General features: G+C 66.7%; 23 protein-coding genes. 16 read left to right on the top strand and 7 right to left on the bottom strand.

Annotation, left to right across the window (positions count from 1 at the left end):
• Window positions 1-25: 25 nt before the first annotated feature.
• The 6 genes from rdgB to L540_RS00185 all read left to right on the top strand — a co-directional run bounded on the left by rdgB (window position 26) and on the right by L540_RS00185 (window position 6,812).
• The gene (gene rdgB, locus L540_RS00210) at window positions 26-649 is read left to right on the top strand and encodes an RdgB/HAM1 family non-canonical purine NTP pyrophosphatase (RefSeq protein WP_043209081.1); all 624 of its coding nucleotides are present in this window, start codon (window positions 26-28) and stop codon (window positions 647-649) included.
• Between the two features lie 5 nt (window positions 650-654).
• The gene (gene hemW / locus L540_RS00205; protein WP_043209079.1) at window positions 655-1,878 is read left to right on the top strand and encodes a radical SAM family heme chaperone HemW; all 1,224 of its coding nucleotides are present in this window, start codon (window positions 655-657) and stop codon (window positions 1,876-1,878) included.
• Between the two features lie 179 nt (window positions 1,879-2,057).
• Window positions 2,058-3,470 (top strand): type I glutamate--ammonia ligase, encoded by a 1,413-nt coding sequence (gene glnA / locus L540_RS00200; protein ID WP_043209078.1) that lies wholly within the window; start codon window positions 2,058-2,060, stop codon window positions 3,468-3,470.
• A 93-nt stretch (window positions 3,471-3,563) separates the two neighbouring features.
• Window positions 3,564-4,628, top strand: coding sequence for a nitrogen regulation protein NR(II) (gene glnL / locus L540_RS00195; RefSeq protein ID WP_043209076.1), 1,065 nt, complete (start codon window positions 3,564-3,566; stop codon window positions 4,626-4,628).
• The gene (gene ntrC, locus L540_RS00190) at window positions 4,628-6,118 is read left to right on the top strand and encodes a nitrogen regulation protein NR(I) (protein ID WP_043209073.1); all 1,491 of its coding nucleotides are present in this window, start codon (window positions 4,628-4,630) and stop codon (window positions 6,116-6,118) included. Before glnL ends, ntrC begins: the two co-directional genes overlap by 1 nt.
• Before the next feature lie 427 nt (window positions 6,119-6,545).
• Window positions 6,546-6,812 (top strand): hypothetical protein, encoded by a 267-nt coding sequence (locus tag L540_RS00185; RefSeq protein WP_131726010.1) that lies wholly within the window; start codon window positions 6,546-6,548, stop codon window positions 6,810-6,812.
• A gap of 3 nt (window positions 6,813-6,815) precedes the next feature.
• Here the strand turns inward: L540_RS00185 and L540_RS00180 are convergent, their stop codons facing one another.
• On the bottom strand, window positions 6,816-7,760 hold the full coding sequence (locus L540_RS00180; protein WP_082149494.1) for a LysR family transcriptional regulator: 945 nt from the start codon (window positions 7,758-7,760) through the stop codon (window positions 6,816-6,818).
• A gap of 147 nt (window positions 7,761-7,907) precedes the next feature.
• Here L540_RS00180 and L540_RS00175 point away from each other — a divergent pair, with 147 nt between their 5' ends.
• On the top strand, window positions 7,908-8,606 hold the full coding sequence (locus tag L540_RS00175; RefSeq protein WP_043209070.1) for a pirin family protein: 699 nt from the start codon (window positions 7,908-7,910) through the stop codon (window positions 8,604-8,606).
• An 85-nt stretch (window positions 8,607-8,691) separates the two neighbouring features.
• Entirely contained in the window at window positions 8,692-9,597 is a 906-nt protein-coding gene (locus L540_RS00170) for a pirin family protein (protein ID WP_043209415.1), read from the top strand.
• Between the two features lie 15 nt (window positions 9,598-9,612).
• On the opposite strand, the gene L540_RS00165 is transcribed toward L540_RS00170, so the two are convergent.
• The 3 genes from L540_RS00165 to L540_RS00155 all read right to left on the bottom strand — a co-directional run bounded on the left by L540_RS00165 (window position 9,613) and on the right by L540_RS00155 (window position 13,210).
• Entirely contained in the window at window positions 9,613-10,389 is a 777-nt protein-coding gene (locus L540_RS00165) for an ABC transporter ATP-binding protein (protein WP_043209068.1), read from the bottom strand.
• 4 nt (window positions 10,390-10,393) lie between these two features.
• Window positions 10,394-12,052 carry an ABC transporter permease gene (locus L540_RS00160; RefSeq protein ID WP_197085624.1) on the bottom strand — a complete coding sequence of 553 codons (1,659 nt, stop codon included), beginning with the start codon at window positions 12,050-12,052 and terminating at the stop codon, window positions 10,394-10,396.
• 117 nt (window positions 12,053-12,169) lie between these two features.
• The gene (locus L540_RS00155; protein WP_043209064.1) at window positions 12,170-13,210 is read right to left on the bottom strand and encodes a Fe(3+) ABC transporter substrate-binding protein; all 1,041 of its coding nucleotides are present in this window, start codon (window positions 13,208-13,210) and stop codon (window positions 12,170-12,172) included.
• A gap of 327 nt (window positions 13,211-13,537) precedes the next feature.
• Between L540_RS00155 and L540_RS00150 the strand changes: the two genes are divergently transcribed.
• Entirely contained in the window at window positions 13,538-14,314 is a 777-nt protein-coding gene (locus tag L540_RS00150; RefSeq protein WP_043209062.1) for a ferredoxin--NADP reductase, read from the top strand.
• A 49-nt stretch (window positions 14,315-14,363) separates the two neighbouring features.
• Here the strand turns inward: L540_RS00150 and L540_RS00145 are convergent, their stop codons facing one another.
• A complete protein-coding gene (locus L540_RS00145; RefSeq protein WP_043209060.1) occupies window positions 14,364-15,614 on the bottom strand; it encodes a chloride channel protein in 1,251 nt (416 codons plus the stop codon).
• 135 nt (window positions 15,615-15,749) lie between these two features.
• On the opposite strand from L540_RS00145, the gene L540_RS00140 reads away from it, so the two are divergent.
• The 3 genes from L540_RS00140 to L540_RS00130 are packed head-to-tail and all read left to right on the top strand — an operon-like array spanning window position 15,750 to window position 19,243.
• A complete protein-coding gene (locus L540_RS00140) occupies window positions 15,750-16,136 on the top strand; it encodes a Rid family detoxifying hydrolase (RefSeq protein WP_043209059.1) in 387 nt (128 codons plus the stop codon).
• 19 nt (window positions 16,137-16,155) lie between these two features.
• Window positions 16,156-18,228 (top strand): ATP-dependent DNA helicase RecG, encoded by a 2,073-nt coding sequence (gene recG / locus L540_RS00135; protein ID WP_043209057.1) that lies wholly within the window; start codon window positions 16,156-16,158, stop codon window positions 18,226-18,228.
• A gap of 55 nt (window positions 18,229-18,283) precedes the next feature.
• Complete coding sequence (locus tag L540_RS00130; protein ID WP_043209054.1) at window positions 18,284-19,243, top strand: LysR substrate-binding domain-containing protein; 960 nt, start codon at window positions 18,284-18,286, stop codon at window positions 19,241-19,243.
• Here L540_RS00130 and L540_RS00125 read toward each other — a convergent pair whose 3' ends face one another.
• Window positions 19,244-20,125 carry a LysR family transcriptional regulator gene (locus L540_RS00125; protein ID WP_043209413.1) on the bottom strand — a complete coding sequence of 294 codons (882 nt, stop codon included), beginning with the start codon at window positions 20,123-20,125 and terminating at the stop codon, window positions 19,244-19,246. It abuts the gene before it with no gap.
• A gap of 136 nt (window positions 20,126-20,261) precedes the next feature.
• Between L540_RS00125 and L540_RS00120 the strand changes: the two genes are divergently transcribed.
• Window positions 20,262-21,776 carry a CoA-acylating methylmalonate-semialdehyde dehydrogenase gene (locus L540_RS00120; RefSeq protein ID WP_043209052.1) on the top strand — a complete coding sequence of 505 codons (1,515 nt, stop codon included), beginning with the start codon at window positions 20,262-20,264 and terminating at the stop codon, window positions 21,774-21,776.
• A 2-nt stretch (window positions 21,777-21,778) separates the two neighbouring features.
• On the opposite strand, the gene L540_RS00115 is transcribed toward L540_RS00120, so the two are convergent.
• Window positions 21,779-22,450 (bottom strand): FadR/GntR family transcriptional regulator, encoded by a 672-nt coding sequence (locus L540_RS00115; protein ID WP_043209050.1) that lies wholly within the window; start codon window positions 22,448-22,450, stop codon window positions 21,779-21,781.
• A gap of 265 nt (window positions 22,451-22,715) precedes the next feature.
• Between L540_RS00115 and L540_RS00110 the strand changes: the two genes are divergently transcribed.
• Genes L540_RS00110 through L540_RS00100 form a run of 3 tightly spaced genes read left to right on the top strand, consistent with a single transcriptional unit; the run spans window position 22,716 to window position 25,366 of the window.
• Window positions 22,716-23,837, top strand: coding sequence for a cupin domain-containing protein (locus L540_RS00110; RefSeq protein WP_043209048.1), 1,122 nt, complete (start codon window positions 22,716-22,718; stop codon window positions 23,835-23,837).
• Window positions 23,838-23,849: 12 nt separating this feature from the next.
• Window positions 23,850-24,986: an LVIVD repeat-containing protein gene (locus L540_RS00105; RefSeq protein ID WP_043209046.1), complete on the top strand. Its 1,137-nt coding sequence runs from the start codon at window positions 23,850-23,852 to the stop codon at window positions 24,984-24,986.
• 2 nt (window positions 24,987-24,988) lie between these two features.
• Window positions 24,989-25,366, top strand: a complete 378-nt coding sequence (locus L540_RS00100; protein ID WP_043209045.1) for a RidA family protein — start codon at window positions 24,989-24,991, stop codon at window positions 25,364-25,366.
• Window positions 25,367-25,379: the final 13 nt, after the last annotated feature.

Raw genomic sequence — 25,379 nt, 5'->3', positions numbered from 1 at the left:
AGGGCCCGCGATTACAATAGCGGCCATGTCTGCTGCCATTCCCAATTCTTTGCGCCGCGTCGTGCTGGCCTCCAATAATCCCGGCAAGCTGCGCGAGTTCGCCGCGCTGTTCGCCCCGCTGGGCATCGAGCTTGTGCCCCAGGGCGAACTGGGGGTCTCCGAGGCCGAGGAGCCGCACGTCACCTTTGTCGAGAACGCCTTGGCCAAGGCCCGCCATGCCAGCCTGGCGACCGGCTTGCCGGCCCTGGCCGACGACTCCGGCCTGTGCGTGCACGCCCTGGGCGGGGCGCCTGGCGTCTATTCGGCCCGCTATGCCCAGCGCGAAACCGGAGCGCCCAAGTCGGATGCCGCGAACAACGCCTTGCTGCTGGAGAGACTGCGGGAGCAGACCGACCGGCGCGCCGGGTATGTGGCCTTGCTGGTGTTGGTGCGCCACGCCGAAGACCCCTGTCCGCTGATCGGCGAAGGCCATTGGCATGGCGAGATCGCCCGGTCGGCGGCCGGCGAGAACGGTTTTGGCTACGACCCGTATTTCTACCTGCCGGATCTGGGCCGCACCGCCGCCCAGCTGCCGGCCGAAGAAAAAAACGCCGTCAGCCACCGAGCCCGCGCCTTGCGCGAGATCCTGGATAAATTGCAGGCGCTTTGAGCCGCATGGCCATCACCATTCCGATCCGGGTCGCCGGCGCCGCGCCGGCCAAATCGCCCGTCGTCCTGCCTTCGGGCGCGGCGCTGACCAGTCTGCCGCCGCTGTCGGTCTATGTGCATGTGCCCTGGTGCGTGCGCAAATGCCCCTATTGCGATTTCAATTCGCATGCGGTGCCGGGCCAGGATATTCCGGAGCGCGCCTACCTGGACGCCTTGCGCGCCGATCTGGAGCAGGCCATTCCCCTGGTCTGGGGCAGGCAGGTGATCTCGGTCTTTATCGGCGGCGGCACGCCCAGCCTGTTGTCGGCCGCCGGGCTGGACGAGCTGCTGGCCATGCTCAGGGCCTGCCTCAACCTCCTGCCCGATGCCGAAATCACCATGGAGGCCAATCCCGGGACGGCCGAGGCCGGGCGTTTTCGCGATTACGGGGCCAGCGGCGTGACGCGCCTGTCCCTGGGCATCCAGAGTTTCGACGACGGCCAGCTGCGCAAGCTGGGACGCATCCATGACGCCGCGCAGGCGCGCGCGGCCATCGAGATGGCCCAGCGCGCCGTGCCGCGCGTCAATCTGGATGTGATGTTCGCCTTGCCGGGCCAGGATCTGGAGGCCTGCCTGGCCGATGTGCGCCAGGCCCTGTCCTTCGGCACCGAGCATCTGTCCATGTATCACCTGACGCTGGAGCCGAATACCGTCTTTGCCAAATACCCGCCCGAACTGCCGGATGACGACAGCAGCGCGCTCATGCAGGACGCGGTGGAGGCGGCGCTGGCCGAGGCGGGCCTGGCCCGCTATGAGGTCTCGGCCTATGCGCGGCCGGGCGCGCGCAGCAAGCACAACCTGAACTACTGGGAGTTTGGCGACTATCTGGGCCTGGGCCCGGGCGCGCATGGCAAGCTGTCTTTCCATGACCGCATCGTGCGCGAAGCCCGCCACCGCAATCCCGAATCCTGGATGGCCCGGGCCATGGCCCGCGATGGCGGCCATATCGCCGAAAGCCGCCAGGTCGGCCCGGGCGAGCTGCCGTTCGAGTTCATGCTCAATGCCCTGCGCCTGAAAGAGGGCGTGGCGGCAAGCACCTTTTCCGAGCGCACCGGCCTGTCCCTGGCCGCCATCGCGCACCAACTGGAGGCGGCCACCCAGCGCGGCCTCCTGGACGCCGATCCCACCCGCCTGCGGGCCACCGCCCTGGGTTGGCGCTTCCTGAACGATTTGCAGGAAATCTTCCTGTAATCGGCGTGCACCAATATAGGGCTATCATGCCCTATGTTTTGCACCATAACGGTGCTAAATTTATCGCGGTCTGATATTGCCCCCGGGATTTCCCCTGGGGCAAACCTGGCACGCATATTGCTTCTGCTTCTACGCCTGTCGGGCGCTATGCCCGTGACGCTATTACCAATGGAGATGACATGGCAAGCCCCCAAGACGTTCTCAAACAGATCGCCGACAACGAAGTCAAGTTCGTGGATTTCCGATTCACCGACACGCTCGGCCGCGAGCACCACGTCTCGGTGCCGGCCCATACCGTCGATGAAGACAAACTGGAAAGCGGCCAGGCCTTCGATGGTTCGTCTATCCCGGGCTGGAAAGGCATCGAAGCCTCCGACATGCTGCTCATTCCCGATGTCAACACCGCCAACCTGGATCCCTTCCGCGAAGAGCCGACGCTGATCCTGACCTGCGATGTGGTCGAACCCTCGGACATGAAGGGCTATGACCGCGACCCGCGTTCGCTGGCCAAGCGCGCCGAAGCCTATCTGAAGTCCTCCGGCCTGGGCGACACCGCCTACTTCGGCCCGGAACCCGAATTCTTCGTGTTCGACGGCGTGACCTGGAACACCGACATGTCGGGCACCTTCGTGAAGATCAAGTCGGAAGAGGCCCCCTGGTCCACCGGCCTGGAATTCGAAGGCGGCAACATGGGCCACCGCCCGGGCGTCAAGGGCGGCTATTTCCCCGTTCCGCCGGTCGATTCCTTCCAGGACATGCGTTCGGAAATGTGCCTGCTGATGGAACAAATGGGCGTGCCGGTCGAAGTGCACCACCATGAAGTGGCTGCTCCCGGTCAGCTCGAAATCGGCACCAAGTTCAGCACGCTGGTGAGCCGTGGCGACTGGAACCAGATCGTCAAGTACGTGATCCACAACGTGGCCCATGCCTATGGCAAGACCGCCACCTTCATGCCCAAGCCTGTCGTCGGCGACAACGGCTCCGGCATGCACGTGCACCAGTCCATCTGGAAGGACGGCCAGAACCTGTTCGCGGGCAATGGCTATGCCGGCCTGTCCGAGTTCGCCCTGTACTACATCGGCGGCATCATCAAGCACGCCCGTGCCCTGAACGCCATCACCAACCCCGGCACCAACTCGTACAAGCGCCTGGTTCCGCACTTCGAAGCCCCGGTCAAGCTGGCCTACTCGGCCCGCAACCGCTCGGCCTCGATCCGCATCCCCTACGTGGGCAACCCCAAGGCGCGCCGCATCGAGACCCGCTTCCCGGATCCCCTGGCCAACCCCTACCTGGCGTTCTCGGCCCTGATGATGGCCGGCCTGGACGGCGTGCAGAACAAGATCCACCCGGGCGACCCCGCCGACAAGAACCTCTACGACCTGCCGCCGGAAGAGGATGCCAAGATCCCGACCGTCTGCGCGTCGCTGGAAGAAGCCCTGGCCGCGCTGGACAAGGACCGCGAGTTCCTGACCCGCGGCGGCGTGTTCAGCAACGAAATGCTGGACGCCTACATCGAGCTCAAGATGGGCGAAGTCACGCGCCTGCGCATGACGACCCATCCGGTCGAGTTCGACATGTACTACAGCCTCTAATCCGCCGAGGCTGAAGACTCCGCCCGCCTGGGCGGGCGGAGTCCGCCAGGGGCGGGTCATTCGACCCGCCGACTTTCCCGCCCCGGAGCCCGCATGACGAATGTTGATGCTTTTGAGTTGCTTGCCACCGCCGTTCTCCTCTTGAACGAACGTGGCCATATCGAATATGCCAACGCTGCCGCCGAAGACCTGTTCGGCCGCTCCCGCAAGCAGTTGCGCGACCTGGCGGCGCCCACGCTGTTCGATCACCCCGAAGCCTTACAGAATTCCATAGACGGCGCGGTGGCCGGGAAATTCGCCGATGTGCGCCAGCTGTCCTCGCTGCGGCGCGCCAGCGAATCGATCGAAGTCACCGTCACGACCGTCGCCTGCCCCGGCCAGCGCTGGCCGGTGCTCCTGGAGACGCGCGAAATCGAACAGCGCGTGCTGGCCGACCGCAATCACCGGCTGGTCGACGAAATCGAGTCCCACCGCGAACTGCTGCGCAACTTGGCGCACGAGGTCAAGAATCCCCTGGGCGGCCTGCGCGGCGCGGCTCAGCTGCTGGAAGCCGAGCTGCCCAGCCCGGCGCTGGCCGAATACACCCAGGTCATTATTTCCGAAGCCGACCGCCTGCAGGCGCTGGTGGATCGTCTGAGCGGCCCGCAGCGTGTGCCGCTCAACGCCCGGCCGGTCAACATTCACGAAATCTGCGAGCGCGTGTGCGCGCTCATCCAGGCCGAGTTCCGCGACGAGGTCGGCCTGGTGCGCGACTACGACGCTTCGGTGCCCGATCTGCAAGGCGATGCCGCGCGGCTCATGCAGGCCGTCCTCAACGTGGCGCGCAACGCCGCCCAGGAGCTGGTGCTGCAAAAGCCCGGCGCCGACGTGCCGCCCGGCCAGATCACGATGCGCACGCGCGTGGCGCGCCAGGTCATGCTGGCGCATCGCCATCACCGCCTGGCGCTGGTGCTGTCCATTATCGACAACGGGCCCGGCGTGCCCGAGCACATCCGCGACCGCATCTTCCATCCGCTGGTCACCGCCCGGGCGGGCGGCACCGGCCTGGGCCTGAGCCTGGCGCAGGACTTCGTGCAGCAGCACGGCGGCATCATCGAATTCGAATCCCGACCCCGGCACACTGAATTCCGCCTGGTTCTACCGATGGAGCCCCTTTGATGAAACCCGTATGGATCGTTGACGACGATCAGGCCATCCGCTGGGTACTGGAGAAAGCCCTGGCGCGCGCCGGCATCACCACGCGCAGCTTCTCCCAGGCCGCCGACGTGCTGGAGGCGCTTACGCGCGACACGCCCTCGGTGCTGGTATCCGATATCCGCATGCCGGGCGGCAACGGCCTGGAGCTGCTGCGCCAGATCAAGGAGCACCATGCCGGCCTGCCCGTCATCGTGATGACCGCCTTTGCCGATCTCGACAGCACCGTGTCCGCCTTCCAGGGCGGCGCCTTTGACTATCTGGCCAAGCCCTTTGATGTCAATGAGGCCGTGGCGCTCATCCAGCGCGCCATGCAGGAGATCGAGCCTCAGGCCGAGGCAACCGCCGCGGCCGATGCCGCCGCCGGCGAGCGCTACATGATGACCCAGTCCTCATCGACCGCCATGCAGGAGGTCTTCCGGGCCATTGGGCGCCTGGCGCAGTCCAAGGTCACCGTCCTGATCACGGGCGAGTCCGGCACCGGCAAGGAGCTGGTTGCCCGGGCGCTGCATGGCCATGGCGCGCGCGCCAGCGGCCCCTTTGTCGCCCTGAACGCCGCCGCCATTCCGCGCGACCTTCTTGAGGCCGAACTCTTCGGCCACGAACGCGGGGCCTTCACCGGCGCCAATACCCTGCGGCGGGGGCGCTTCGAAGAGGCCCATGGCGGCACGCTTTTTCTCGACGAAATCGGCGACATGCCCATCGAGCTGCAGACGCGCCTGCTGCGCGTGCTGGCCGAAGGCAGCTTTTATCGCGTCGGCGGGGCCCAGCCCGTGCGCGTGGACGTGCGCATCGTCGCCGCCACCCACCAGCCGCTGGAGCAGCGCGTCGAGCAAGGCCTGTTTCGTGAAGACCTCTTTCACCGCCTGAACGTCATCCGCCTGCGCCTGCCGCCGCTGCGCGAGCGCACCGAGGACATCCCGGCGCTGGCCAATCATTTCCTGGCCGCCAGCGCCAAGACCCTGGGCGTGCCGGTCAAGCGCCTCACGCCGGAAGCGGTGGCCGTCCTGATTAAGTTCGACTTTCCCGGCAACGTGCGCCAGCTGGAGAACTTCTGCCACTGGCTCACGGTCATGGCGCCCGGGCAGACCATAGACCGCAATGATCTGCCTCCCGAGATCCGGGCCATGGAGCACGCCGCGCCCAATCCGCCGATGCGTATCTCGGCCGATACCCCGGCCGGTCATGCGGCCAGCCATGCCGCCGCGGCGGGCCCGGCCCTCGAGGACCTGCCGCGCAATTGGCAGCAGGCCCTGCTCAAGGACGCCCAGTACCGGCTGGAGCGGGGCGAGCCCGCCATCATGGCCACGCTCACGCGCCAATTCGAGAAAATCCTGCTGCAAAGCGCCCTGGACGCCAGCCGCGGCCGCCGCGTCGAGGCCGCCACCCGGCTGGGCATAGGCCGTAACACCATCACGCGTAAACTGCGCGAACTGGGCATCGCCGAGGACTGACATCATGATGGCGATTCCAGATTGCAAAGCCGCTCCATGAGCGGCTTTTTTTATTGCCTTCTTGGTGTTTTGGCCTATTGATTATCTTTTTTCTCGCATTCTTATTCGTCGAAAATCGGCGGCATGATAATGCCGCGCCGGTTCCTGTTCACCGCGTAGCGCCTTTTCGGCCGGCAATACGGCACCGGTCCCCGGGGCGGCATATCCTGTTATTCGAACAGCGGGGGAAATCATATTTGAAGACGCGAAGCCCTTCCTCGGGCGCCGAGCGGCAGACCGCCGGCGCCCGATGCGATTAGGATTTTTCCTACAATACCAAGCGAATTTGGTGATTTAGTCTTATGTTCGTAAGTCCTATTCTTTCCATATCGACTTCATTTGATCGGAAAGGAGCAGGGTTATGAAGAAGGTTATTCGAATCGCGGTAATGGCGTCGGCTCTCGTGGGCGGCGTCGCGCAGGCGCAAGACTTTGAATTCGAGCTGGACCTGGCCAAGGGTTGCAAACTGGCGACGGTGCGCCAGGACGAGGCGCCCCGGGTGGTGTGCTCGGACAGCCAGCCGCCCACGGTGGAGCTGCGCGCGGCTCAGGCCGGGCGCCTGGCGACGATGTGGGGCGCCGGCAAGTCGGAGACGCGGATGGAGCCGCGTCTGGGGACGGCGGCGGGCCCGCTGACGATCGCGATCGGTTATTGAGGTTCAGCCCACACCCAGCAGGCTTTCGCACAGCCGGGGGGAGCGCAATCGTTCCAGCCACCAGCCCAGGGCCTGGCCCGGGCGTTCGGCCCGCCATGCATAGACCACCTGTTCGGTGGGGGGCATGAGGTCTTCGATGAGGCAGGTGACGAGCAGGCCTTGGGTGATGGCGCTGGCCGCGAGGGTGAGCGGCAGGTAGCCGCAGCCCAGGCCGCGGATCTGGGCTTCTATCTTGGCGCGCATGGTGGGCATGACGATGATGCCCTGGCTCTGCAGCAGGCCGCGGGTGCGCGGCGGTAGGTCGCGGGAGGTATCGGCCACGACGATGGCGGTGTGCTCGGCGATGTCGAGCGCGGTCAGGGGGCGGCCCAGCTTGGCCAGGGGATGGTGGGGGGCGACGCAAAAGCCGAATTGGGTCTGGCCCATGGCGGTGCTGCGATAGGCGCCGGCGGGAGCGCCAGCCGCGTCGGCGCCGATGATGAGGTCGGCGCGGCCGGCGGCAAGCGCGTCCCAGGCGCCGCTCAACACTTCTTCGCTGATGCGCAGCGTGGTGCCGCTTTGCAGGGCCTGGAAATCGCGCACGAGATCGAACAGGGGTTCGATGGGCAGCACGGCGCTCACGGCGATGCGCAGTTCGACTTCCCACCCGGTGGCGATGCGTTTGACGCGGCAGGCGAGGTCATCCAGGGCATGCAGCAGATGCCGGCCGTCTTGCAGCAGGGCCTGGCCGGCCGGGGTGAGGCGGGCGCGGTGGCCCGAACGGTCAAAGAGCAGGACGTCGAGACTGTCCTCCAGCTTGCGCACGGCATAGGTGACGGCGGAGGGCACTTTGCCGAGCTCGCGGGCGGCGCGGGCGAAGCTGCCATGGCGGGCGATGGCGTCCACCATGAGCAGCAGCTCGGGGGTGATGGCGCCGATGGGCGGGCGGTTCTGGGCAGGGCTGGCCATGATCGTTCAATAATTTTGAATGATATCTTCAATTCTAGCCGCCCACGGGCCCAGGTCAAAGGCGCAGAATGACATCCATGACGTGAATGACAAGCTTAGGCCGGAGGGGCCGGCACCATTCACCAAATTGGAATAAGGAGCCGCATCATGATCACGATTCGCCCCGCCGCCGAGCGCGGTCACGCCAATCATGGCTGGCTGGACACTTTTCATACTTTTTCGTTTGCGAACTACTACGATCCCGACCATATGGGGTTCGGACCACTGCGTGTGATCAACGATGACCGCATTGCCGCGGGCCGGGGGTTTGGCACGCATGGTCACCGGGACATGGAGATCATCACCTATGTGCTGGATGGCGCGGTGGCGCACAAGGACAGCATGGGCACGGGATCGACCATCCGCCCGGGCGATGTGCAGCGCATGAGCGCCGGACGCGGGGTGCTGCATTCCGAGTTCAACCCGCAGCCGGATGCGCCCACGCATTTGCTGCAGATCTGGATCGAACCCGATGTCACCGGCATCGCGCCCGAGTACGAGCAAAAGTCCTTTGACGCTGCCGACAAGCGCGGCAAGCTGCGCCAGGTGGCTTCGCCGGATGGCGCCGACGATTCGCTGCGCATTCACCAGGATGCGCGCCTGTACGTGGGCCTGTTCGATGGCGCCGAGGCGGCCGATCTGGCGCTGGCGGCGGGCCGCCGCGCCTGGGTGCATGTGGCGCGCGGCAGCGTGACGGTCAATGGCCGGGCCCTCAAGGCCGGCGACGGGCTGGCGCTGGAAGGCGAAGCCGCCGTGCAACTGCGCGATGGCGACGCGGCCGAAGTGCTGGTGTTCGACTTGCCGTAAAGTAGGCGGGCGGGGCCTGGCGGTCCCGCCCGTTTGCCTGCCGACTGTCCCGGCGCGCCGCGCCATGCTCCCAGAGGTGTTCATCATGTCGAGCTTGACCCCAGAAGGCGAAAACAGCCTGGAAACCATCGTGGTGCCGCGCACAAGCGACCTGGGCGGTTTCGAGGTCCGCCGCGCCCTGCCGTCGGCGCAGCGCCGTTCCGTCGGTCCCTTTGTATTCCTGGATGAGATGGGGCCGGCGATATTTCCGGCCGGCGCGGGCATGGACGTGCGGCCGCATCCGCATATCGGGCTGGCCACCGTGACCTATCTGTATGAGGGCAGCATCGTGCACCGCGACGGCGCGGGCAATGTGCAGACGATTCTGCCCGGCGAGGTCAACTGGATGACGGCCGGCCGGGGCATTGTGCACTCGGAGCGTTCGTCGCCGGAGAGCCGCCGCGCCGAGCAGCGTTTGTTCGGTCTGCAGCTCTGGGTGGGCTTGACCAAGGCCCATGAGGAGACCGACCCGGGTTTTGTGCATTATGGCCGCGAGGCCCAGCCGGTGATCGAAGGCGAGGGCGTGCGCGCCCAGCTCGTGGCCGGCAGCCTGTTCGGTCAGACCTCGCAGGTCAAGACGCTGTCGCCGCTTTTCTATGGCGATATCCAGATGCGCGCCGGCGCCCGGCTGGAGCTGCCGGCCGAGTACGAAGAGCGCGGCGCCTATCTGGTGCAGGGCACGGTGGAGGTGGATGGCCAGGTGTTCGAGCCCGGGCGTTTGCTCGTCTTCAGGGCCGGCTGTCCGGTCACGCTGCGGGCGCGCAGCGATGCGCGCTTCGCGGTGCTGGGCGGTGAGCCCCTGGATGGCCCGCGCTTTATCTGGTGGAATTTTGTCTCCAGCAGCAAGGACCGCATCGAGCAGGCCAAGGACGACTGGCAGCGCGACCGCTTTGGCCAGACAGTGCCGGGCGACGAGACCGAGTTCATCCCCTTGCCGCCGCCGCGCGCATAAGGCGCCGCGGCTTGCTCAGCGGCCGCGGGCGTAGGCGGCTTCGCGCTGTTCTTGTAGGGCTTCGCGGCGGATGTAGTCGCGCACGAAGTCGCTGGCCGGCGCATGACGCAGGTTATAGGGCGTATCCCATTGGGCGATACGCCCTTTTTGCATGATGCCGATGTGGTCGGCGATGGCGAAGGCTTCGGCCTGGTTGTGGGTCACGAGGATGGCCGTATGCCCGGTGGCCTTGAGAATCTCGCGGACTTCGAAGGCCAGGCGCTCGCGCGTATCGACGTCCAGGTTGGAAAAAGGCTCGTCGAGCAGCAGCAGCTCGGGCGAGGGCGCCAGCGCCCGGGCCAGGGCCACGCGCTGCTGCTGCCCGCCGGAGATCTCGTGCGGATAGCTCTGCGCGGCCTGGGACAGGCCGACGAGTTCCAGCATCTCGTCGACGCGGGCCTGCTGCTCGGGCTTGGGCAGGCGGCGCAGGCCGAAGGCCACGTTCTGGGCCACGGTCAGATGCGGAAACAGGGCGTAGTCCTGGAACATCATGCCCACATGGCGTTTTTCGGGCACGACCTGTTCGGTGGGCGAGGACAGCACGCGGCCATCGAGCAGGATGCGGCCGGCGCGCAAGGGTTCAAAGCCGGCAATGGCGCGCAGCACCGTGGTCTTGCCGCAGCCGGATTCGCCCAGCAGGCAGCCGATCTGGCCGGCGGGCAGCGTCAGGCTGAGGTCTTCGACCACGCGCTTGAGGCCTTGCGGCGTGTCATAGCCCAGGGCCAGGTGTTCGAGTTCCAGGAGGTCGGGCACGATATCAATGTCCCATTTTCAGATTGCTGCGGGCAAGCAGGATGACGGGAGCCAGGCCGGCCAGCACGATGGCCAGCGCCGCCACGGCGCCTTCTTCGTAGGTGCCGCGCGCGGCCTCGGCATAGAGCCAGGTGGCCAGGGTGTCGAAATTCATGGGGCGCAGCAGCAGGGTGGCGGGCAGTTCTTTCATGGTGTCGACGAAGACCAGCAGGGCCGCGGCGGCCAGGGCCGGGCGCAACAGCGGCAGATGCACGCGACGCAGCGTGCCGCTGGCATTTTCGCCCAGCAGGCGCGAGGCGTGTTCCAGCGAGGGCGGGATGCGGGCCAGGCCGGCTTCGATGCCGCCCGTGGAAATCGCCAGGAAGCGGATGGTATAGGCGCAGACCAGCGCGCCGATGCTGCCCATGAGCAGCATGCCGGGCAGCCCCAGCAATCGGCCGGCGGCCTGGTCTATCCAGGCAAAGGGCGCGAGCAGACCAATGGCCAGCACCGTGCCAGGCACGGCATAGCCCAGGCTGGCCACGCGGGCGCAGGCGCGGGCCGGGCCGGCGCCCGCGCCGAGGTTGCGCGCGGCCCAGGCCACCGCCAGGCCACAGACCACGGTGATCACGGTGGCGCTGGCCGCGACCGCCAGGGTGTTGCCCAGGCTGGAGAGCAATTGGCCGGAGACGCCGCCCACCAGGTGCAGCCGCTTATAGGTCTCGGCCACCAGATACAGCGCCGGCGCCACGAAACCCAGCAGCACGGGGATCCAGCCCAGCACACAGGCCGCCAGCGCGGCCGCGCCGTGCAGGCGTTGAGGCTGCATGGGCCGCATGCGCTGGGTATTGGCATAGCGCTGGCGCTTGCGGCCGCGCCGCTCCAGCAGCACCAGGGCGAGCACGAAGGCCAGCATGGTCAGGGCGATCTGGGCGGCGCCCGCCAGGTCCGAGCGGGTGATCCAGGTGGTGTAGACCGAGACGGTCAGGGTCTGCACGCCGAGAAATTCGGAAGCGCCGATGTCGTTGAGCGTTTCGAGCAGGGCCAGGCTGACCCCGACGGCGATGGCCGGCCGCGCCAGCGGCAGGGCCACGCGGAAAAAGACGCCCAGCCGCCCGGCGCCCAGGGTGCGCGCGGCTTCGATCAGGCTGGCCGCCTGGGTCATGAACATGACCCGCGTGCTCAGGTAGACATAGGGGTAGAGGACAAAGCCCAGCACGAAGATCGCGCCGCCCAGCGAGCGCAGGTCGGGCAGGCGGAACTGCCGCGGGCTGTCGTAGCCCAGCAGCGCGCGGATGGCGGACTGGACGGGGCCGATGGGGTGGAGCAGGTCCAGGTAGGCGAAGGCGATGATGTAGGTCGGCACCGCCAGCGGCAGCAGCAGGGCCCAGACCAGTATCTTGCGGCTGGGGAAGTCGTAGGCGGCGACCAGCCAGGCGGCGCCCGTGCCCAGCAGGGTCACCAGCACGCCCACGCCCAGCAGCAGCAGGGCGGTGTTGCCCAGGGCCTGGGGCAGGACGTAGGCGGCCAGATGGCGCCAGTGGGAGAGGTCGGCGTCCAGGGCCCACCAGGCCAGGCTGGCCAAGGGAGCCAGGACGGCCAGGGCGATCAGGGCGGCGGCCAGCAGCCATCCGCGTCCGCGCAGGCCGGTGCTGGAGGGGCGTGCCAGGGTGAGCTTGGGCATCATCTGCGAAAAAACACAAAGCGGCCATGGGGCCGCCCTGTCGGGACTACGGGAAACGCGGCGACAGCGAGTGTCGACGGGCCGGCGCGCCCATGGACGGCGCGCCGGCCCGTGACTTTAATTGTCGAAACCGACCTTGTCGACCAGCTCGCTGGCTTGCTTGCGGTACTTGGCGATGTCGGCCACGGGCAGCGGATCCACCGTCAGCGGCCCGAAGCTGGCCACCACGGCGTCAAGCTTGACGCCCTTGCGGATGGGGTATTCATAGTTGGCCTGGGCATAGAGCGTCTGGGCGGGCTCGGAGACCAGGAATTCCAGCAGCTTGACGGCATTGGCCTTATGGGGCGCATGCGCGGCCACGGCGGCGCCGCTGACGTTGACGTGGGTGCCCTTGCTGTTGGCGAAGGTCGGGCGGATGACCTTGATGGCGTCGCCCCACTTGCGGGCGTCGGTGCCGGGCTCGGCGTTTTTCATGTGGCCGACATAATAGGCATTGGCCAGGCCGACGTCGCAGATGCCGCCCAGGATGTCGCGGGCCACGTCGCGGTCGCCGCCGGCGGCCTTGCGGGCCAGGTTGGCCTTGACGCCGCGCAGCCATTTTTCGGTGGCCTCGGCGCCGTCATGGGCGATCATGGCCGCGACCAGGGCGGTGTTGTAGGGATGCTGGCCCGAGCGGATGCAGACCTTGCCCTTGTACTTGGGATCGGCCAGGTCTTCGTAGCGGAAGCTGTCGAGCTTGAGGTCTTTTTCGGCGTAGAGCACGCGATCGCGCAGCGACAGCGCGTACCACTTGCCGTCGGCGCCGCGCAGGTTGGCCGGAATGACGCTGTCCAGCATCTCGGACTTGATGGCCTGGGTGACGCCGCCGTCGACCAGGTCGATGAGATTGCCGATGTCCACGGTCATGAGCACGTCGGCGGGCGATTTGCCGCCTTCGGCCTTGACGCGCTCGAGCAGGCCGTCCTTGACGAAGACGGTGTTGACCTTGATGCCGGTGTCCTTGGTGAAGGCGTCCAGCAGCGGCTGGATGAGCTTGGGCTCGCGCGTGGTGTAGAGGCTGACCTCTTCGGCCGCGCCGGCCTGGGCGGCGAAGGATGCGGCGCCGGCCAGCGCCAGGGCGCGCAGCAGGGTCTTGAGGGCGGGACGCTTAAGGGACATGGGCGGATCTCCTGCTAGGCGCCGTGGGGCGCCGCATAACGAAAATGATTATCAACAAGATGCGCAAGATAGCAGGAAGCCCCGGATCATTCAACTGAATGAAAGCTCCTGGGGGCGCGGCCGGCGGACAAATAAACGGGGTCTGAACAGGTGTCGGTATTGCGCCAAGTCAGAAAAGGGCGGAATTACCCCTGTTTTGGCTATATGGGTATAACGATTAATGAGAGCAATTATCAGGTGGATGGAGTAAAATCGGTACTAACCCTAGGTCCATTCTTTAGGCCAAACCCGGGGGCGCCTGTGCGGCGCCTCAACTTCTAGAACGATATGGCTGCTTTCAATACTGAGCGCGTCCTGAGCGTGCACCACTGGAACGACACTCTCTTTTCGTTCACGACCACCCGCGATGCCGCGCTGCGCTTCCATAATGGTCATTTCGTCATGATCGGCCTGGAGGTCGAGGGCAAGCCCCTCATGCGCGCCTACAGTATCGCCAGCGCCAACTACGAGGAAAACCTCGAATTCCTCAGCATCAAGGTCCAGGACGGCCCGCTGACCTCGCGCCTGCAGCACCTGAAGGAAGGCGACAGCATCCTGGTGAGCCGCAAGCCGGTGGGCACCCTGGTGGTCGACGACCTGCGCCCGGGCAAGCACCTCTACCTGTTCGCCACCGGCACGGGCCTGGCGCCCTTCATGAGCATCATCAAGGACCCCGAGGTGTACGAGCGCTTCGACAAGGTGGTGCTGCTGCATGGCGTGCGCTACGTGAGCGAGCTGGCCTATGCCGATTTCATCGGCCAGGATCTGCCCGGCAACGAATTCTTCGGCGACGTGGTGCGCGACAAGCTGATCTACTACCCCACGGTGACGCGCGAGCCTTTCCGCAACCAGGGCCGTATCACCGAACTGGTGGAAAGCGGCAAGCTGTTCGAAGACATCGGCCTGCCGCCGCTCAATCCCGAGACCGACCGGGGCATGATTTGCGGCAGCCCGCATATGCTGGCCGACATCCGCGCCATGCTGGATGCGCGCGGCTTCCAGGTCTCGCCGGGCGTGGGCGAACCGGGCGATTACGTCTACGAGCGCGCCTTCGTCGACAAATGACCTGTCCTCGTGCCCAAGCAAAGCCCATCATCGATGGGCTTTTTTGTTTTCAGCCGTGGTCGAGCAGCCGGGCCGTGGCCAGCGCGCCGGCCAGCGCCAGGGCGATGGGCACGACGAAATTATGGTTGACCTGGGTGAATTCCATCACCAGCACGATGGCCGTGAACGGCAGGTGCATGGACGTGCCCAGAAAGGCCGCCGCGCCGATGATGGCGTAGGCGCCCAGGGGCGCGCCCGGCCAGAGCAGATTCCATAGCCCGCCCAGCAGCGTGGCCAACAGCGCGCCGCAGGCCAGGCCGGGCGTGAGCAGGCCGCCCGAGGCGCCGGCCCGCAGCGTGGTGGCCGTGACCAGCACCTTCAGGCAGAGCAGGGCGGCCGCGGCGGCGAGGGTCAGGGCGCCGTCAAAGCCCAGCTGCGCCGGACCCTTGCCATTGCCCAGGAGGGCGGGAAAGGATGTCGCGAGCAGGCCGATGAGCGCGAAGTTGAGCAGGGCGTGCGCGGGCAGTCTCCAGCCGCGCGAGGCGCGCGCCCTGGCGGCCTGGGTCAGGCGCGAGAAACCATGGGCGGCCAGGCCGATGACCGGGCCGGCCAGGATGGCCCAGGCCAGCAGGCTCAGGTGGATGTCCATGGGGCCGATGACATATTGCACACCCATGCCCAGGCCCAGCCAGGCGACGGCGGCGGCGATGGCCGACGTGGCCAGGGCGATCAGGGCGGCCTGCCAGCTGAAACTGGCCAGCAGTCCTTCGAGGGCAAACACGGCGCCGCCCAGCGGCACGTTATAGACCGCGGCCAGGCCCGCGCCCGCCGCGCAGGCGACCAGCAGGCGGCGCTGTTCGGCATTCAAGCCCGCATAGCGCGCCAGGCCGCTGGCCAGCATGGCCGAGACTTCACGGGGGGCGGCCTCGCGTCCCAGGGGCGAGCCCAGGCCCACGGTGACGATTTGCAGCAGGGCATGGACCAGGGTGGAGCCGGGCGGCATGGGCGGCGCGGCCGGCGAGAGCGTGGCCTTGACGCTCACCAGGGGGCGGCCCCAGCGATACAGCGCCCACCAGCCCAGGCCGGCGACCAGGCCGCAGCCCAGCAGGGCGAGCACGCGGCGCTCGGGCGTGGCGGCGCGCACGCCTTCAAGAAAAGTCTGATGGCTGAGAAACAGAGCGTCCAGACTGTAGCCAAAGGCCAGATGCTGGACGGCGTGCAGCAGCAGGGCCAGCAGCAGGCCCACGACGCCGGCCGCCAGGCCCACCAGCAGCACGGTCAGGGTAAAGGCGCTGCGGGCGCGGAGGGCGGACAGGGACATGGCGAGACGTAAAACCAGGGTCCGATGATTGTAGGGGGCGTCAGCTTGCATCCGCCTGGCACCCTGCCACTTTCACAAGCGCCTATTGCTGTTTAAACTTCGATAGTCATACTTATCGATACCAAGGAGTCGCCCATGAGCAAGCAGATCATCCATACTGATGCGGCGCCTGCCGCCGTCGGCCCCTATTCGCAGGCCGTGGCCGCAACGGGTTCGAAAACGGTGTATCTCTCGGGCCAGATCGGCCTGGAGCCGGGCACCGGCGATCTGGTGTCGGAGAATTTCGACGCCCAGGTGCGCCAGGCTTTCGCCAATATGCAGGCCGTCATCAAGGAAGCCGGCGGCACGCTGAACGATATCGTCAAGCTCACGCTCTTCCTGACCGACCTGAGCAAGTTCACCGCGGCCAATGCCATCATGGCCGAACTGATTCCGCAGCCTTTCCCGGCGCGTTCCACCGTCGGCGTGGCCAGCCTGCCCAAGGGGGCGCAATTCGAGGTCGAGGCCATCCTGGTCCTCTGAGCGGCATCGCGCGGCCATCATGCCTGCCCAAGCCAAGGCTGCCGCCAGCCGCGCATCCGGCGCGCGCTCGGATACCGAGCGCCGCCTGCACAACCTCGGCCTGGTCGAGCCCGAGGATTTCGTGCTGCATCTGCCACTGCGCTATGAGGATGAGACGCGGATCACGCCGATTGCCTCGGCGCGGCCGGGCTGTCCGGCCCAGGTCGAGGGCGAGATCCTGCGTTCCGAAGTGCTGTATCGGCCGCGCCGCCAGTTGACGGCCGTCATCGCCGATGACAGCGGCGAGCTGCAACTGCGCTGGCTGAATTTCTATCCCAGCCAACAGAAGCAGCTGACGGCCGGCCGCCGGCTGCGCGCGCGCGGAGAAGTGCGCGGTGGCCTGTTCGGCCGCGAGATGGTCCATCCGCGCATGAGCAATGCCGACACCGAGCTGCCCACGGCGCTGACGCCGGTCTACCCCAGCACCGATGGCCTGCCCCAGCCGGCGCTGCGCCGCGCCGTGGCGCAGGCGCTGGAGCGGGTGGACCTGCACGACACCCTGCCGGAAGCGGTGCGCCAGCGCCATGGGCTGATGCCGTTTGCCGAGGCGGTGCGTCTGTTGCATGCGCCGCCGCCCGGCGTGGCGGAGGACGACCTGATCGAGCGCGCCCATCCCGCCTGGCAGCGCATCAAGTTCGACGAATTGCTGGCCCAGCAGCTGTCGCTGGCGGCCGCGCGCGCGGCAAGGCGCGACAAGCGCGCGCCTTCGATGCCGGCCGATGAAGACCCCGGCGGCCTGGTGGCGCGCCTGTATGCGGCCTTGCCCTTCACCTTGACCGGGGCTCAGCAGCGCGTGGTGGCCGAGATCGCCGCCGACCTGGCGCGCCCCTATCCCATGCATCGTCTGCTGCAGGGCGATGTGGGCAGCGGCAAGACCGTGGTGGCGGCGCTGGCGGCGGCGCAGGCCATCGCCAATGGCTTCCAGGTGGCCTTGATGGCGCCGACCGAGATCCTGGCCGAACAGCATTTCCGCAAGCTGGTCGGCTGGCTGGAGCCGCTGGGCGTGTCGGTGGCCTGGATGAGCGGCAGCCTCACGCCCAAGACGCGCCGCAAGGCGGCCGAGGCCGTCGAGGCGGGCGAGGTCCAGCTCGTGGTGGGCACCCAGGCGCTGATCCAGGAAGGGGTGAATTTCCCCCGGCTGGGCCTGTCCATCGTCGATGAGCAGCACCGCTTCGGCGTCGGGCAGCGCCTGGCCCTGAACCGCAAGGGCGAGGAGGCCGAGGGCCTGGTGGTGCCGCACCAGCTGAGCATGAGCGCCACGCCGATTCCCCGCACGCTGGCCATGACGTTCTTCGCCGACCTGGACGTCTCGGTCATCGACGAACTGCCGCCCGGGCGCACGCCCGTGCTGACCAAGCTGCTGTCCGAGGCCCGGCGCGACGAACTGATCGAGCATATCGCCCAGGCCGCGCGCGCCGGACGCCAGGCCTATTGGGTCTGTCCGCTGGTCGAGGAAAGCGAGGCACTGCAATTGCAGACCGCCGTCGACACCTATGAGGCCATGTGCGCCGAATTGCCCGACCTGCGGGTGGGCCTGGTGCATGGCCGGCTGCCGCAGGCGGAGAAGGCCGCCGTGATGGCGGCCTTCCGGGCCGGCGAGATCGATCTGCTGGTGGCCACGACCGTCATCGAAGTGGGCGTGGACGTGCCCAACGCCTCGCTCATGGTGATCGAGCATGCCGAGCGTTTCGGGTTGGCGCAGCTGCACCAGCTGCGCGGGCGCGTGGGCCGCGGCGAAGCCGAGTCGGTCTGCGTGCTGCTGTACCAGACGCCGCTGTCGCAGGTGGCGCGCGAGCGCCTGCGGGCGATGTTCGAGACCAGCGATGGTTTCGAGATCGCGCGGCGCGACCTGGAGCAGCGCGGCCCGGGCGAGTTCCTGGGCACGCGGCAATCCGGCCTGGCGTTGTTGCGCTTTGCCGATATCGACCGCGATATTGCCCTGGCCGAGGCCGCGCGCGACACGGCGGTGTGGCTGCGCCAGCATGATCCCCAGGCCGTCCAGGCGCATCTGGCGCGCTGGATGCGGGGCCGCGAGGATTTTCTACGAACATGACTTCCCACCTTTGCGCGGGCCGCCGCGAGCGGTCCTTTTTCCAGGAGCGGGCACGATGACCCTGACTGAACTGAAATACATCGTGGCGGTGGCGCGCGAACGCCATTTCGGCCGCGCCGCCGAGGCCTGTTTCGTCAGCCAGCCCACGCTGTCGGTGGCCATCCGCAAGCTGGAGGACGAACTGGGCGTCACGCTCTTCGAGCGCGGCGGCTCCGAGGTGGGGGTCACGCCGATAGGCCAGCGCATCGTCGCGCAGGCGCAGAAGGTCCTCGAAGAAAGCGCCAGCATCAAGGAGATCGCCCGCCAGGGCCATGATCCGCTGGCCGGGCCGCTGCGCGTGGGCGTGATCCACACGATAGGCCCCTATCTGCTGCCGCGCCTGGTGCCGGTGCAGATCGAGCGCACACCGCAAATGCCCTTGCTGCTGCAGGAGAATTTCACCGTGCGGCTGGTGGAGCTGCTGCGCCAGGGCGAGATCGATTGCGCCATCATGGCCTTGCCCCTGCCCGAGGCCGGCCTGGTGACCCAGCCGCTGTATGACGAGCCTTTCCTGGTGGCCGTGCCGCATGACCATGAATGGGCCAGGCGCGAGTCCATCGACGCGCAGGATCTCAAGCAGCAGACCATGCTGCTGTTGGGCAGCGGCCATTGTTTCCGCGACCAGGTGCTGGAGGTCTGTCCGGAGCTCTCGCGCTTTTCGGCCACCAGCGACGGCATCCAGCGCACGTTCGAGGGCTCCTCGTTGGAGACCATACGGCATATGGTGGCCGCCGGCATCGGCGTGACGGTGTTGCCGGTGACGGCGGTGCCCGAGCAGCCGGCCAGCAAGAGCCTGCTGACCTATGTGCCGTTCGCGGGCCAGGCGCCCACGCGCCGCGTGGTGCTGGCCTGGCGGCGCAGCTTTCCGCGCCTGGCGGCCGTCGAGGCGCTGGCCCAGGCGGTATACGCCTGCGGCCTGCCGGGCGTGACCATGCTCAATGAAGCGACGGCCAGCGCGCAGGACGAGGCGGCCTGATCAAAGCGTGAAGCCTGGCCGGAAATGGGCCGCCAGGGCTTTCTCCACCACGCGGTGCGCCGCGGTGGGGGTGGCCGAAAACGGTTTAAGCAGGTAGAGGGCGCGCCCGAAGCCGGCATAGCACTCCCACTCCGGCAGGACAGCCTGCAGGTCGGCCCCCGCGCCCAGGCTGAAGTCCGGCACCATGGCGATGCCCAGACCGTGGGCCGCGCATTCGCGCAGCAGTTCGCTGTTGTTCACGCTCAGGCAGTCGCTGGGCTTGACATGCACGGCGGGACCACGCCCCTGGCGCGGCGCGAAAGACCATTGCGGGTTGCGTTCGTCGCCCCGGTAGAGCAGGCAGCGGTGACGCGCCAGTTCGGACGGATGGGCGGGCAGGCCGTGCCGGGCCAGATAGCCTGGGCTGGCCACCAGGTGGGCGCCCGTGGCGCACAGGCGTTTGCTCACGTAGGCGTCGGAGACCTGATCGGCATGCCGCAAGGCGAAGTCGAAGCCCTCCTGGCGCAGATTGACGAAGCGGTCCGAGAGATAGACTTCCAGCGCGATGTCGGGATACTGCTGGCCGAGCTGGCGCAGCACAGATCCCAGGTGCTGGCGGCCCAGCGCCACTGGCGCGGTCAGGCGCAGCCGGCCGCGCGGAGCGCGGCTGAGGTTGCGCACTTCGCCCAGGCTGTCTTCCAGCGCGTCCAGCGCCGGGCGCGCGCGTTCGACCAGGAGGGCGCCGGCCTCGGTGGGGCGCACCGAGCGCGTGGTGCGCAATAACAGGCCCACGCCCAATTCCTGCTCCAGGGCCTTCATGCGCAAGCTGATCAGCGACTTGGACACGCCCAGGCGCTGGGCCGCGGCGGTAAAGCTGCGGGTGTCCGCCAGCACGGCCAGCATCTTCAGGTCGGCCAGGCGGTCAAGGGCGGGAGCGCTCATTATTGTTGATCCATATAAACAGTCTATCCAACTATAAGGGATTGCGGCGCGCCGTGGCTTGTCTAGACTGGGGTTTCTTACTCAACGGGAGCACAGTATGGAAACTCAGATCGGGCGCTTGACGCACTGGATAGGCGGCCAGGCCGAGGATGGCGCCGAGCATGGCTCTCAGGCCATACACGATCCGGCCACGGGCGAGGTGGTGGCCGAGGTGGCGCTGGGCGGCAGCCAGGCCGTGGCGCGCGCGGTCGCCGCGGCGCGGGCGGTCCAGCCGGCCTGGGCAGCCAAGAGCGCCCTGCATCGCGCGCGCGTGCTCAACCGCTTCCTGGCCATCCTGGACGACAACAAGGAGGCGCTGGCGCGCATGATCTCGCGCGAGCACGGCAAGGTGATTTCGGATGCGCGCGGCGAGGTCATGCGCGGCATCGAGGTGGTCGAGTTCGCCTGCGGCGCGCCTCAGTTGACCAAGAGCGCGATGTCCGTGAATGTGGGCGGCAATATCGACAACTGGGTGCAGCGCGAGCCGCTGGGCGTGGCGGCGGGCATCACGCCCTTCAACTTTCCCGTGATGGTGCCGCTGTGGATGATGCCGGTGGCGCTGGCCACGGGCAATGCCTTCGTGCTCAAGCCCAGCCCCCTGGACGCCTCGCCCTCCCTGGCCCTGGCGCAGATGCTGGCCCAGGCAGGTTTGCCGGCCGGCGTGGCCAGCGTGGTGCAGGGGGGCGTCGAGGCCGTCAATGCCTTGATCGATCATCCCGACGTGAAGGCGATTTCCTTTGTCGGGTCGACCGCGGTGGCGCGCCAGATCTATGAACGCAGCGCGCGCGAAGGCAAGCGCGTGCAGGCGCTGGGCGGCGCGAAGAATCATCTGGTCGTGATGCCGGACGCCGACGCGCAGGCGGCCGCCGATGCGCTGGTGGGCGCCGCCTTTGGCAGCGCGGGAGAACGCTGCATGGCGATTTCGGTCGCGGTGTTCGTGGGCGGCGCGGGCGAGGCGGTATTGCCGCATATCCTGCGCAAATCGCGCGAGCTCAAGGTGCGCCGCGGCCTGCATGAGGAGGCCGAAATGGGCGCCATCGTGAGCGCGGCGGCGCGTCAGCGCATTGCTTCCTACATTGCCTCGGGCGTGGAGGAGGGCGCGAGTCTCCTGCTTGACGGGCGGAATATCGATCCGGCTACCTGCGGCGCGGGTTGCGAACAAGGCTATTGGCTGGGGCCCACGGTTTTCGATCGGGTGCAGCCGTCCATGCGCATCTACCGCGAAGAAATCTTCGGCCCCGTGCTGGCCTGCGTGCACGTGGACACCCTCGAAGAGGCCATCGCGCTTATCAACCGCCACGATTTCGCCAATGGCGTGAGTCTTTATACCGACAGCGGCACGGCCGCCCGCGCTTTCGTGCAGGGCATCGAGGTCGGCATGGTGGGCGTCAATGTGCCCATCCCGGTGCCGGCGGCCTGGCAGGGTTTTGGCGGCTGGAAGCAATCGCTGTTCGGCGACCTGCATGTGTATGGCGAGGAGGGCGTGCGCTTCTACACGCGCCAGAAGAGCGTGATGCAGCGGTGGGCGGCCCAGCCCGCCGGGATGTCCTTCGCCATGCCGCGCTCGGGCTGAGCTCAGGCAGTCGTGGCCAGCGGGTTCAGGCGGTCGGCGATCTCGTGCTGCACGCGGCGCAGATGCTGCCGCATGGCCTGTTCGGCCGCATCCGGCGAGCGCGCCGCGATCGCTTCGGCGATGGCGCGGTGCTCCTGATCGCGCAGTTCGATGCGCTCGCGTGTGACCGCGCTGACCGCCGGCACATGCAGCCTGTGATCCGATCCCACGCGCCTCAGAAAGGCGTAGAGGCTGGCCGCCAGCTGGTTGCCGGAGCTGTCGGCCAGCAGTTTGTGAAAGGCGATATCGCCTATTGTGCGCGTCACGCCCCGCGGCGTGGTGGCGGCCTCCAGGATCTTGGCGATCTGCACCGGCGAGGCCCGCACAGCGGCCAGCCGCGCGATGGCCGGCTCCAGCACCATGCGCAGTTCGATGACCTCCAACGCATTGGTGTCCTGCACCACCACATCACTCTTTAGCACCGGACTGTCGTTGCGCCGGATAACCGGACGCGGCAATTCGGCGGCCTGCCGCAGGGTTTCCAGCGCCAGGCGCAGCCGGTGGCGATTGACGTTCAACAGACCGGCGAGCACCCGTTCGGGTGGGAGTTCTTCTCCCTTGCCAATGATGGCGCGGATCTGCGTGACCAGCCGGGCCACATCGTTCGATACCTCGGGTTGCCTGGTGCGTGACATGGTTTTCCGGCCTCCGTTTTTTGCGTCCATCTTATGGATTGCCCGGCTCCTGGGCAATATCGAAAACCCGAATGGTTGTTTATTGGTCGAATTTGGTTGTTATTTTACAAAGCATTGATTCAACAGGATAAAAATCGGTTTTTTAACGAAATCGTGTTTCAGGTTAGGGGTTTTCCATAAATAAACCAAAATCGTGTTTACACAACCAGTGGTTGTTATTAGATTTTCTCCCGTTGAATGGTGATAACCAAACAAGGGGAACCTTATGCAAGCAAACACGGCCACCGACCGCGCCGCGGAACTGCTGTCCATGTATGGCGAAATCGAGCGCAAATACATGTTCCCGTTCTGGGCGCGCGAGGAAGACGAGCATGACGACATCAAGCAGCTGATGAACGGGCCCAAGCCCGTCGCGCATCGCTGGTCCTTCCGCGGCGATATTCAACCGCTGTTGGCGCAGTCGGCGCGTCTGATCTCCACCGAGAACACCGACCGGCGCTCCCTCATCCTCATCAACCCCGGCCTGGCGCCGAGGCGTGCGACGGTTTCCACGCTGTACACGGCCTACCGCCAGAATGACCCCAACGAAATCATGCCGCCCCATGCCCACACGGCCAGCGCCGTGCGCTTCGGCCTGACGGGCAAGCAGAACTTCACCGGCGTGGAGGGCGAGGACATCACCTTCCTGCCGGGCGACATGGTGCTCACGCCGCGCGACACCTGGCACAACCACGGCAACCTGGGCGGTGAGCCGGCGATCAATCTGTCCGTGCTGGACTATCCCTTGGTCGAAAACCTGAATGCGTTGTCCTTCCAGCATGACTATCAGGAGAACGGCGAGGTGGTGCGCAAGCAGAGCGCGCGGTTCCAGACCGAGTATTCGCGCATGGTCTACGGCATCGGCGGTCTGACGCCGCGCTTCCTGGACCATCGCCGCGGCGGCGGCGACTCCTCGCCGATGTTTGTCTATCGCTACGAGGCCATGCGCGAGCTGCTGTACCGCTTCCGCGACTGGGACGAGTCCCCTCATGAGGGCGTGCTGATCGAGTACACCCATCCCTTGCGCGGTGGACCGGTATATCGAACGATGACATTTTTCATGCAGATGGTTCGTCCCGGCGAAACCACGCTGCCTCTCAAACAGACCGCCAACCTGCTGGTTTCGCCTTTTTCGGGCCAGGGCAGCATGACCGTGGGCGAACAAAAGTTCGCGCTTGAGCCTTTCGACACGGTGGCCGTGCCCAGCGAGAACTGGGTGCAGTACCGCAACGACGGCAGCGAGCCGCTGATCCTCTTCATTGCCAGCGATGAGCCGGCCCTGCGTGCCATGGGGCTGTTTCATCAGTGGTCGCGTACGGCCCAGGGCGACCTGATCGAGCTGGTCTGAGGGAGGCGGGTCTTGGCTAAACAATGGAACACCTCGCTGGTGGCGCACGTCGATTGCGAGGGGGGCGGGCAGGTCTGGGTCGAGGGGACGACGATGTATGTCTCCCACATGCGCCCGCCTTATGGCACCTCCATCTATGATGTCGCCGATCCGCGCAAGCCGCGGCTGCTGGCCTCGTTGGAGGTGCCGATAGGCTGGCACTCCCACAAGGTCAGGGCGCAGGACGGCCTGATGATCGTCAACTATGAGAAATTCCGCAGCGGCGCCGACGATTTCGGCGGCGGCCTGGGCATCTATGACGTCAGCCGTCCCGAGCGGCCGCGCCTGATCACCCACTGGAAGACGGGCACACAGGGCGGCGGCGTGCATCGCTATGACTTTGACGGGCGCTACGCCTATATTTCGCCGACCGCGCCCGGCTATGTCGGCAATATCGTCAAGATCCTGGACCTGAAGGATCCGGCCCGCCCCGAAGAGGTCGGCCGCTGGTGGATCCCGGGCCAGAACGTGGAGGGCGGCGAGGCCTATCCCTGGGACAACTATGTGCCGCCGCGCTGCCATCATCCGCTGCGCATGGGCAATCGTCTGTACGTGTCCTATTGGCACCACGGCATGTTCATCCTCGATATCGAGGATATGTCTCGGCCCAGGCTGGTGTCGCAGTTCAACACGGGTCCGGCCCATCCCCATCCTACGCATACCGCCTTGCCCATTCCGGGCCTGCTCAAGGGCCGGCAAGTGCTGGTGGTCGCGGACGAGGACGTCGCCAAGCTGCGGCCCTCGCCGCCAGCTTTCACCTGGCTGTTCGACATCAGCGATGAGCGCCAGCCCATGCCCATCTCCACCTTCCAGGTCGATGGGGTGGATCCGGACGGCCAGCCGCGCGAGGCCATGTCCGGCTGCCATCAGCCCGCCGAGCGCTTCAGCGGCACCGTGCTGCCTTTTGCCTGGTTCGCGCGCGGGCTGCGCCTGGTGGATATCAGCGATCCCTTCCGGCCGCGCGAGGTGGGTTTCTATGAGCCCGACGTGCCGGCCGGCTTCGAACGGGTCTCTTCCAACGATGTCACCACCGACGCGCGCGGTCTGCTCTATCTGCTGGACCGCCAGCGTGGTCTGGACATCATCGAAAGCACTGTCTACGGAAACTGAACATGGCCTACCTGCAACAAGCCTTCGGCAAGAAGAATCCCAACCTGCCTTTCCATCCGGCCGTGCGCGCCGGTGACTTCGTGTTCGTCTCGGGCCAGGTGGCCAAGGACGAGAACGGGGTCATGCTGGAAGGCAGCATCGAGCAGCTCACGCGAGCCACCATCGAGGCCATGCGGCGCGCCCTGCAGGCCGCGGGCTGCGACCTGACCGATGTGGTCAAGGTGACGACTTATCTGGAGGATGCGCGCGACTTCGGCCGCTACAACGGTGTGTTCAAGGAGTTTTTTTCGGACGGCATGCTGGCGCGCACCACGGTGGAAGCGCGTGCGGTCATCGATACCAAGATCGAGATCGAGTGCATCGCCTACAAGCCGCAATAAGCGGCCGCAACGA

It is taken from the genome of Bordetella pseudohinzii, assembly GCF_000657795.2.
Classification (GTDB): domain Bacteria; phylum Pseudomonadota; class Gammaproteobacteria; order Burkholderiales; family Burkholderiaceae_B; genus Bordetella; species Bordetella pseudohinzii.
The sequence above is the reverse complement of the archived record's forward strand: the minus strand, read 5'-3'. Positions and strand labels throughout refer to the sequence as shown.

Coding starts and splice junctions, on each gene's coding strand:
- rdgB (WP_043209081.1), top strand. CDS start 26: ATGTCTGCTGCCATTCCCAATTCTTTGCGCCGCGTCGTGCTGGCCTCC.
- hemW (WP_043209079.1), top strand. CDS start 655: ATGGCCATCACCATTCCGATCCGGGTCGCCGGCGCCGCGCCGGCCAAA.
- glnA (WP_043209078.1), top strand. CDS start 2,058: ATGGCAAGCCCCCAAGACGTTCTCAAACAGATCGCCGACAACGAAGTC.
- glnL (WP_043209076.1), top strand. CDS start 3,564: ATGACGAATGTTGATGCTTTTGAGTTGCTTGCCACCGCCGTTCTCCTC.
- ntrC (WP_043209073.1), top strand. CDS start 4,628: ATGAAACCCGTATGGATCGTTGACGACGATCAGGCCATCCGCTGGGTA.
- L540_RS00185 (WP_131726010.1), top strand. CDS start 6,546: ATGGCGTCGGCTCTCGTGGGCGGCGTCGCGCAGGCGCAAGACTTTGAA.
- L540_RS00180 (WP_082149494.1), bottom strand. CDS start 7,760: ATGGCCAGCCCTGCCCAGAACCGCCCGCCCATCGGCGCCATCACCCCC.
- L540_RS00175 (WP_043209070.1), top strand. CDS start 7,908: ATGATCACGATTCGCCCCGCCGCCGAGCGCGGTCACGCCAATCATGGC.
- L540_RS00170 (WP_043209415.1), top strand. CDS start 8,692: ATGTCGAGCTTGACCCCAGAAGGCGAAAACAGCCTGGAAACCATCGTG.
- L540_RS00160 (WP_197085624.1), bottom strand. CDS start 12,052: ATGCCCAAGCTCACCCTGGCACGCCCCTCCAGCACCGGCCTGCGCGGA.
- L540_RS00155 (WP_043209064.1), bottom strand. CDS start 13,210: ATGTCCCTTAAGCGTCCCGCCCTCAAGACCCTGCTGCGCGCCCTGGCG.
- L540_RS00150 (WP_043209062.1), top strand. CDS start 13,538: ATGGCTGCTTTCAATACTGAGCGCGTCCTGAGCGTGCACCACTGGAAC.
- L540_RS00145 (WP_043209060.1), bottom strand. CDS start 15,614: ATGTCCCTGTCCGCCCTCCGCGCCCGCAGCGCCTTTACCCTGACCGTG.
- L540_RS00140 (WP_043209059.1), top strand. CDS start 15,750: ATGAGCAAGCAGATCATCCATACTGATGCGGCGCCTGCCGCCGTCGGC.
- recG (WP_043209057.1), top strand. CDS start 16,156: ATGCCTGCCCAAGCCAAGGCTGCCGCCAGCCGCGCATCCGGCGCGCGC.
- L540_RS00130 (WP_043209054.1), top strand. CDS start 18,284: ATGACCCTGACTGAACTGAAATACATCGTGGCGGTGGCGCGCGAACGC.
- L540_RS00125 (WP_043209413.1), bottom strand. CDS start 20,125: ATGCTGGCCGTGCTGGCGGACACCCGCAGCTTTACCGCCGCGGCCCAG.
- L540_RS00120 (WP_043209052.1), top strand. CDS start 20,262: ATGGAAACTCAGATCGGGCGCTTGACGCACTGGATAGGCGGCCAGGCC.
- L540_RS00115 (WP_043209050.1), bottom strand. CDS start 22,450: ATGTCACGCACCAGGCAACCCGAGGTATCGAACGATGTGGCCCGGCTG.
- L540_RS00110 (WP_043209048.1), top strand. CDS start 22,716: ATGCAAGCAAACACGGCCACCGACCGCGCCGCGGAACTGCTGTCCATG.
- L540_RS00100 (WP_043209045.1), top strand. CDS start 24,989: ATGGCCTACCTGCAACAAGCCTTCGGCAAGAAGAATCCCAACCTGCCT.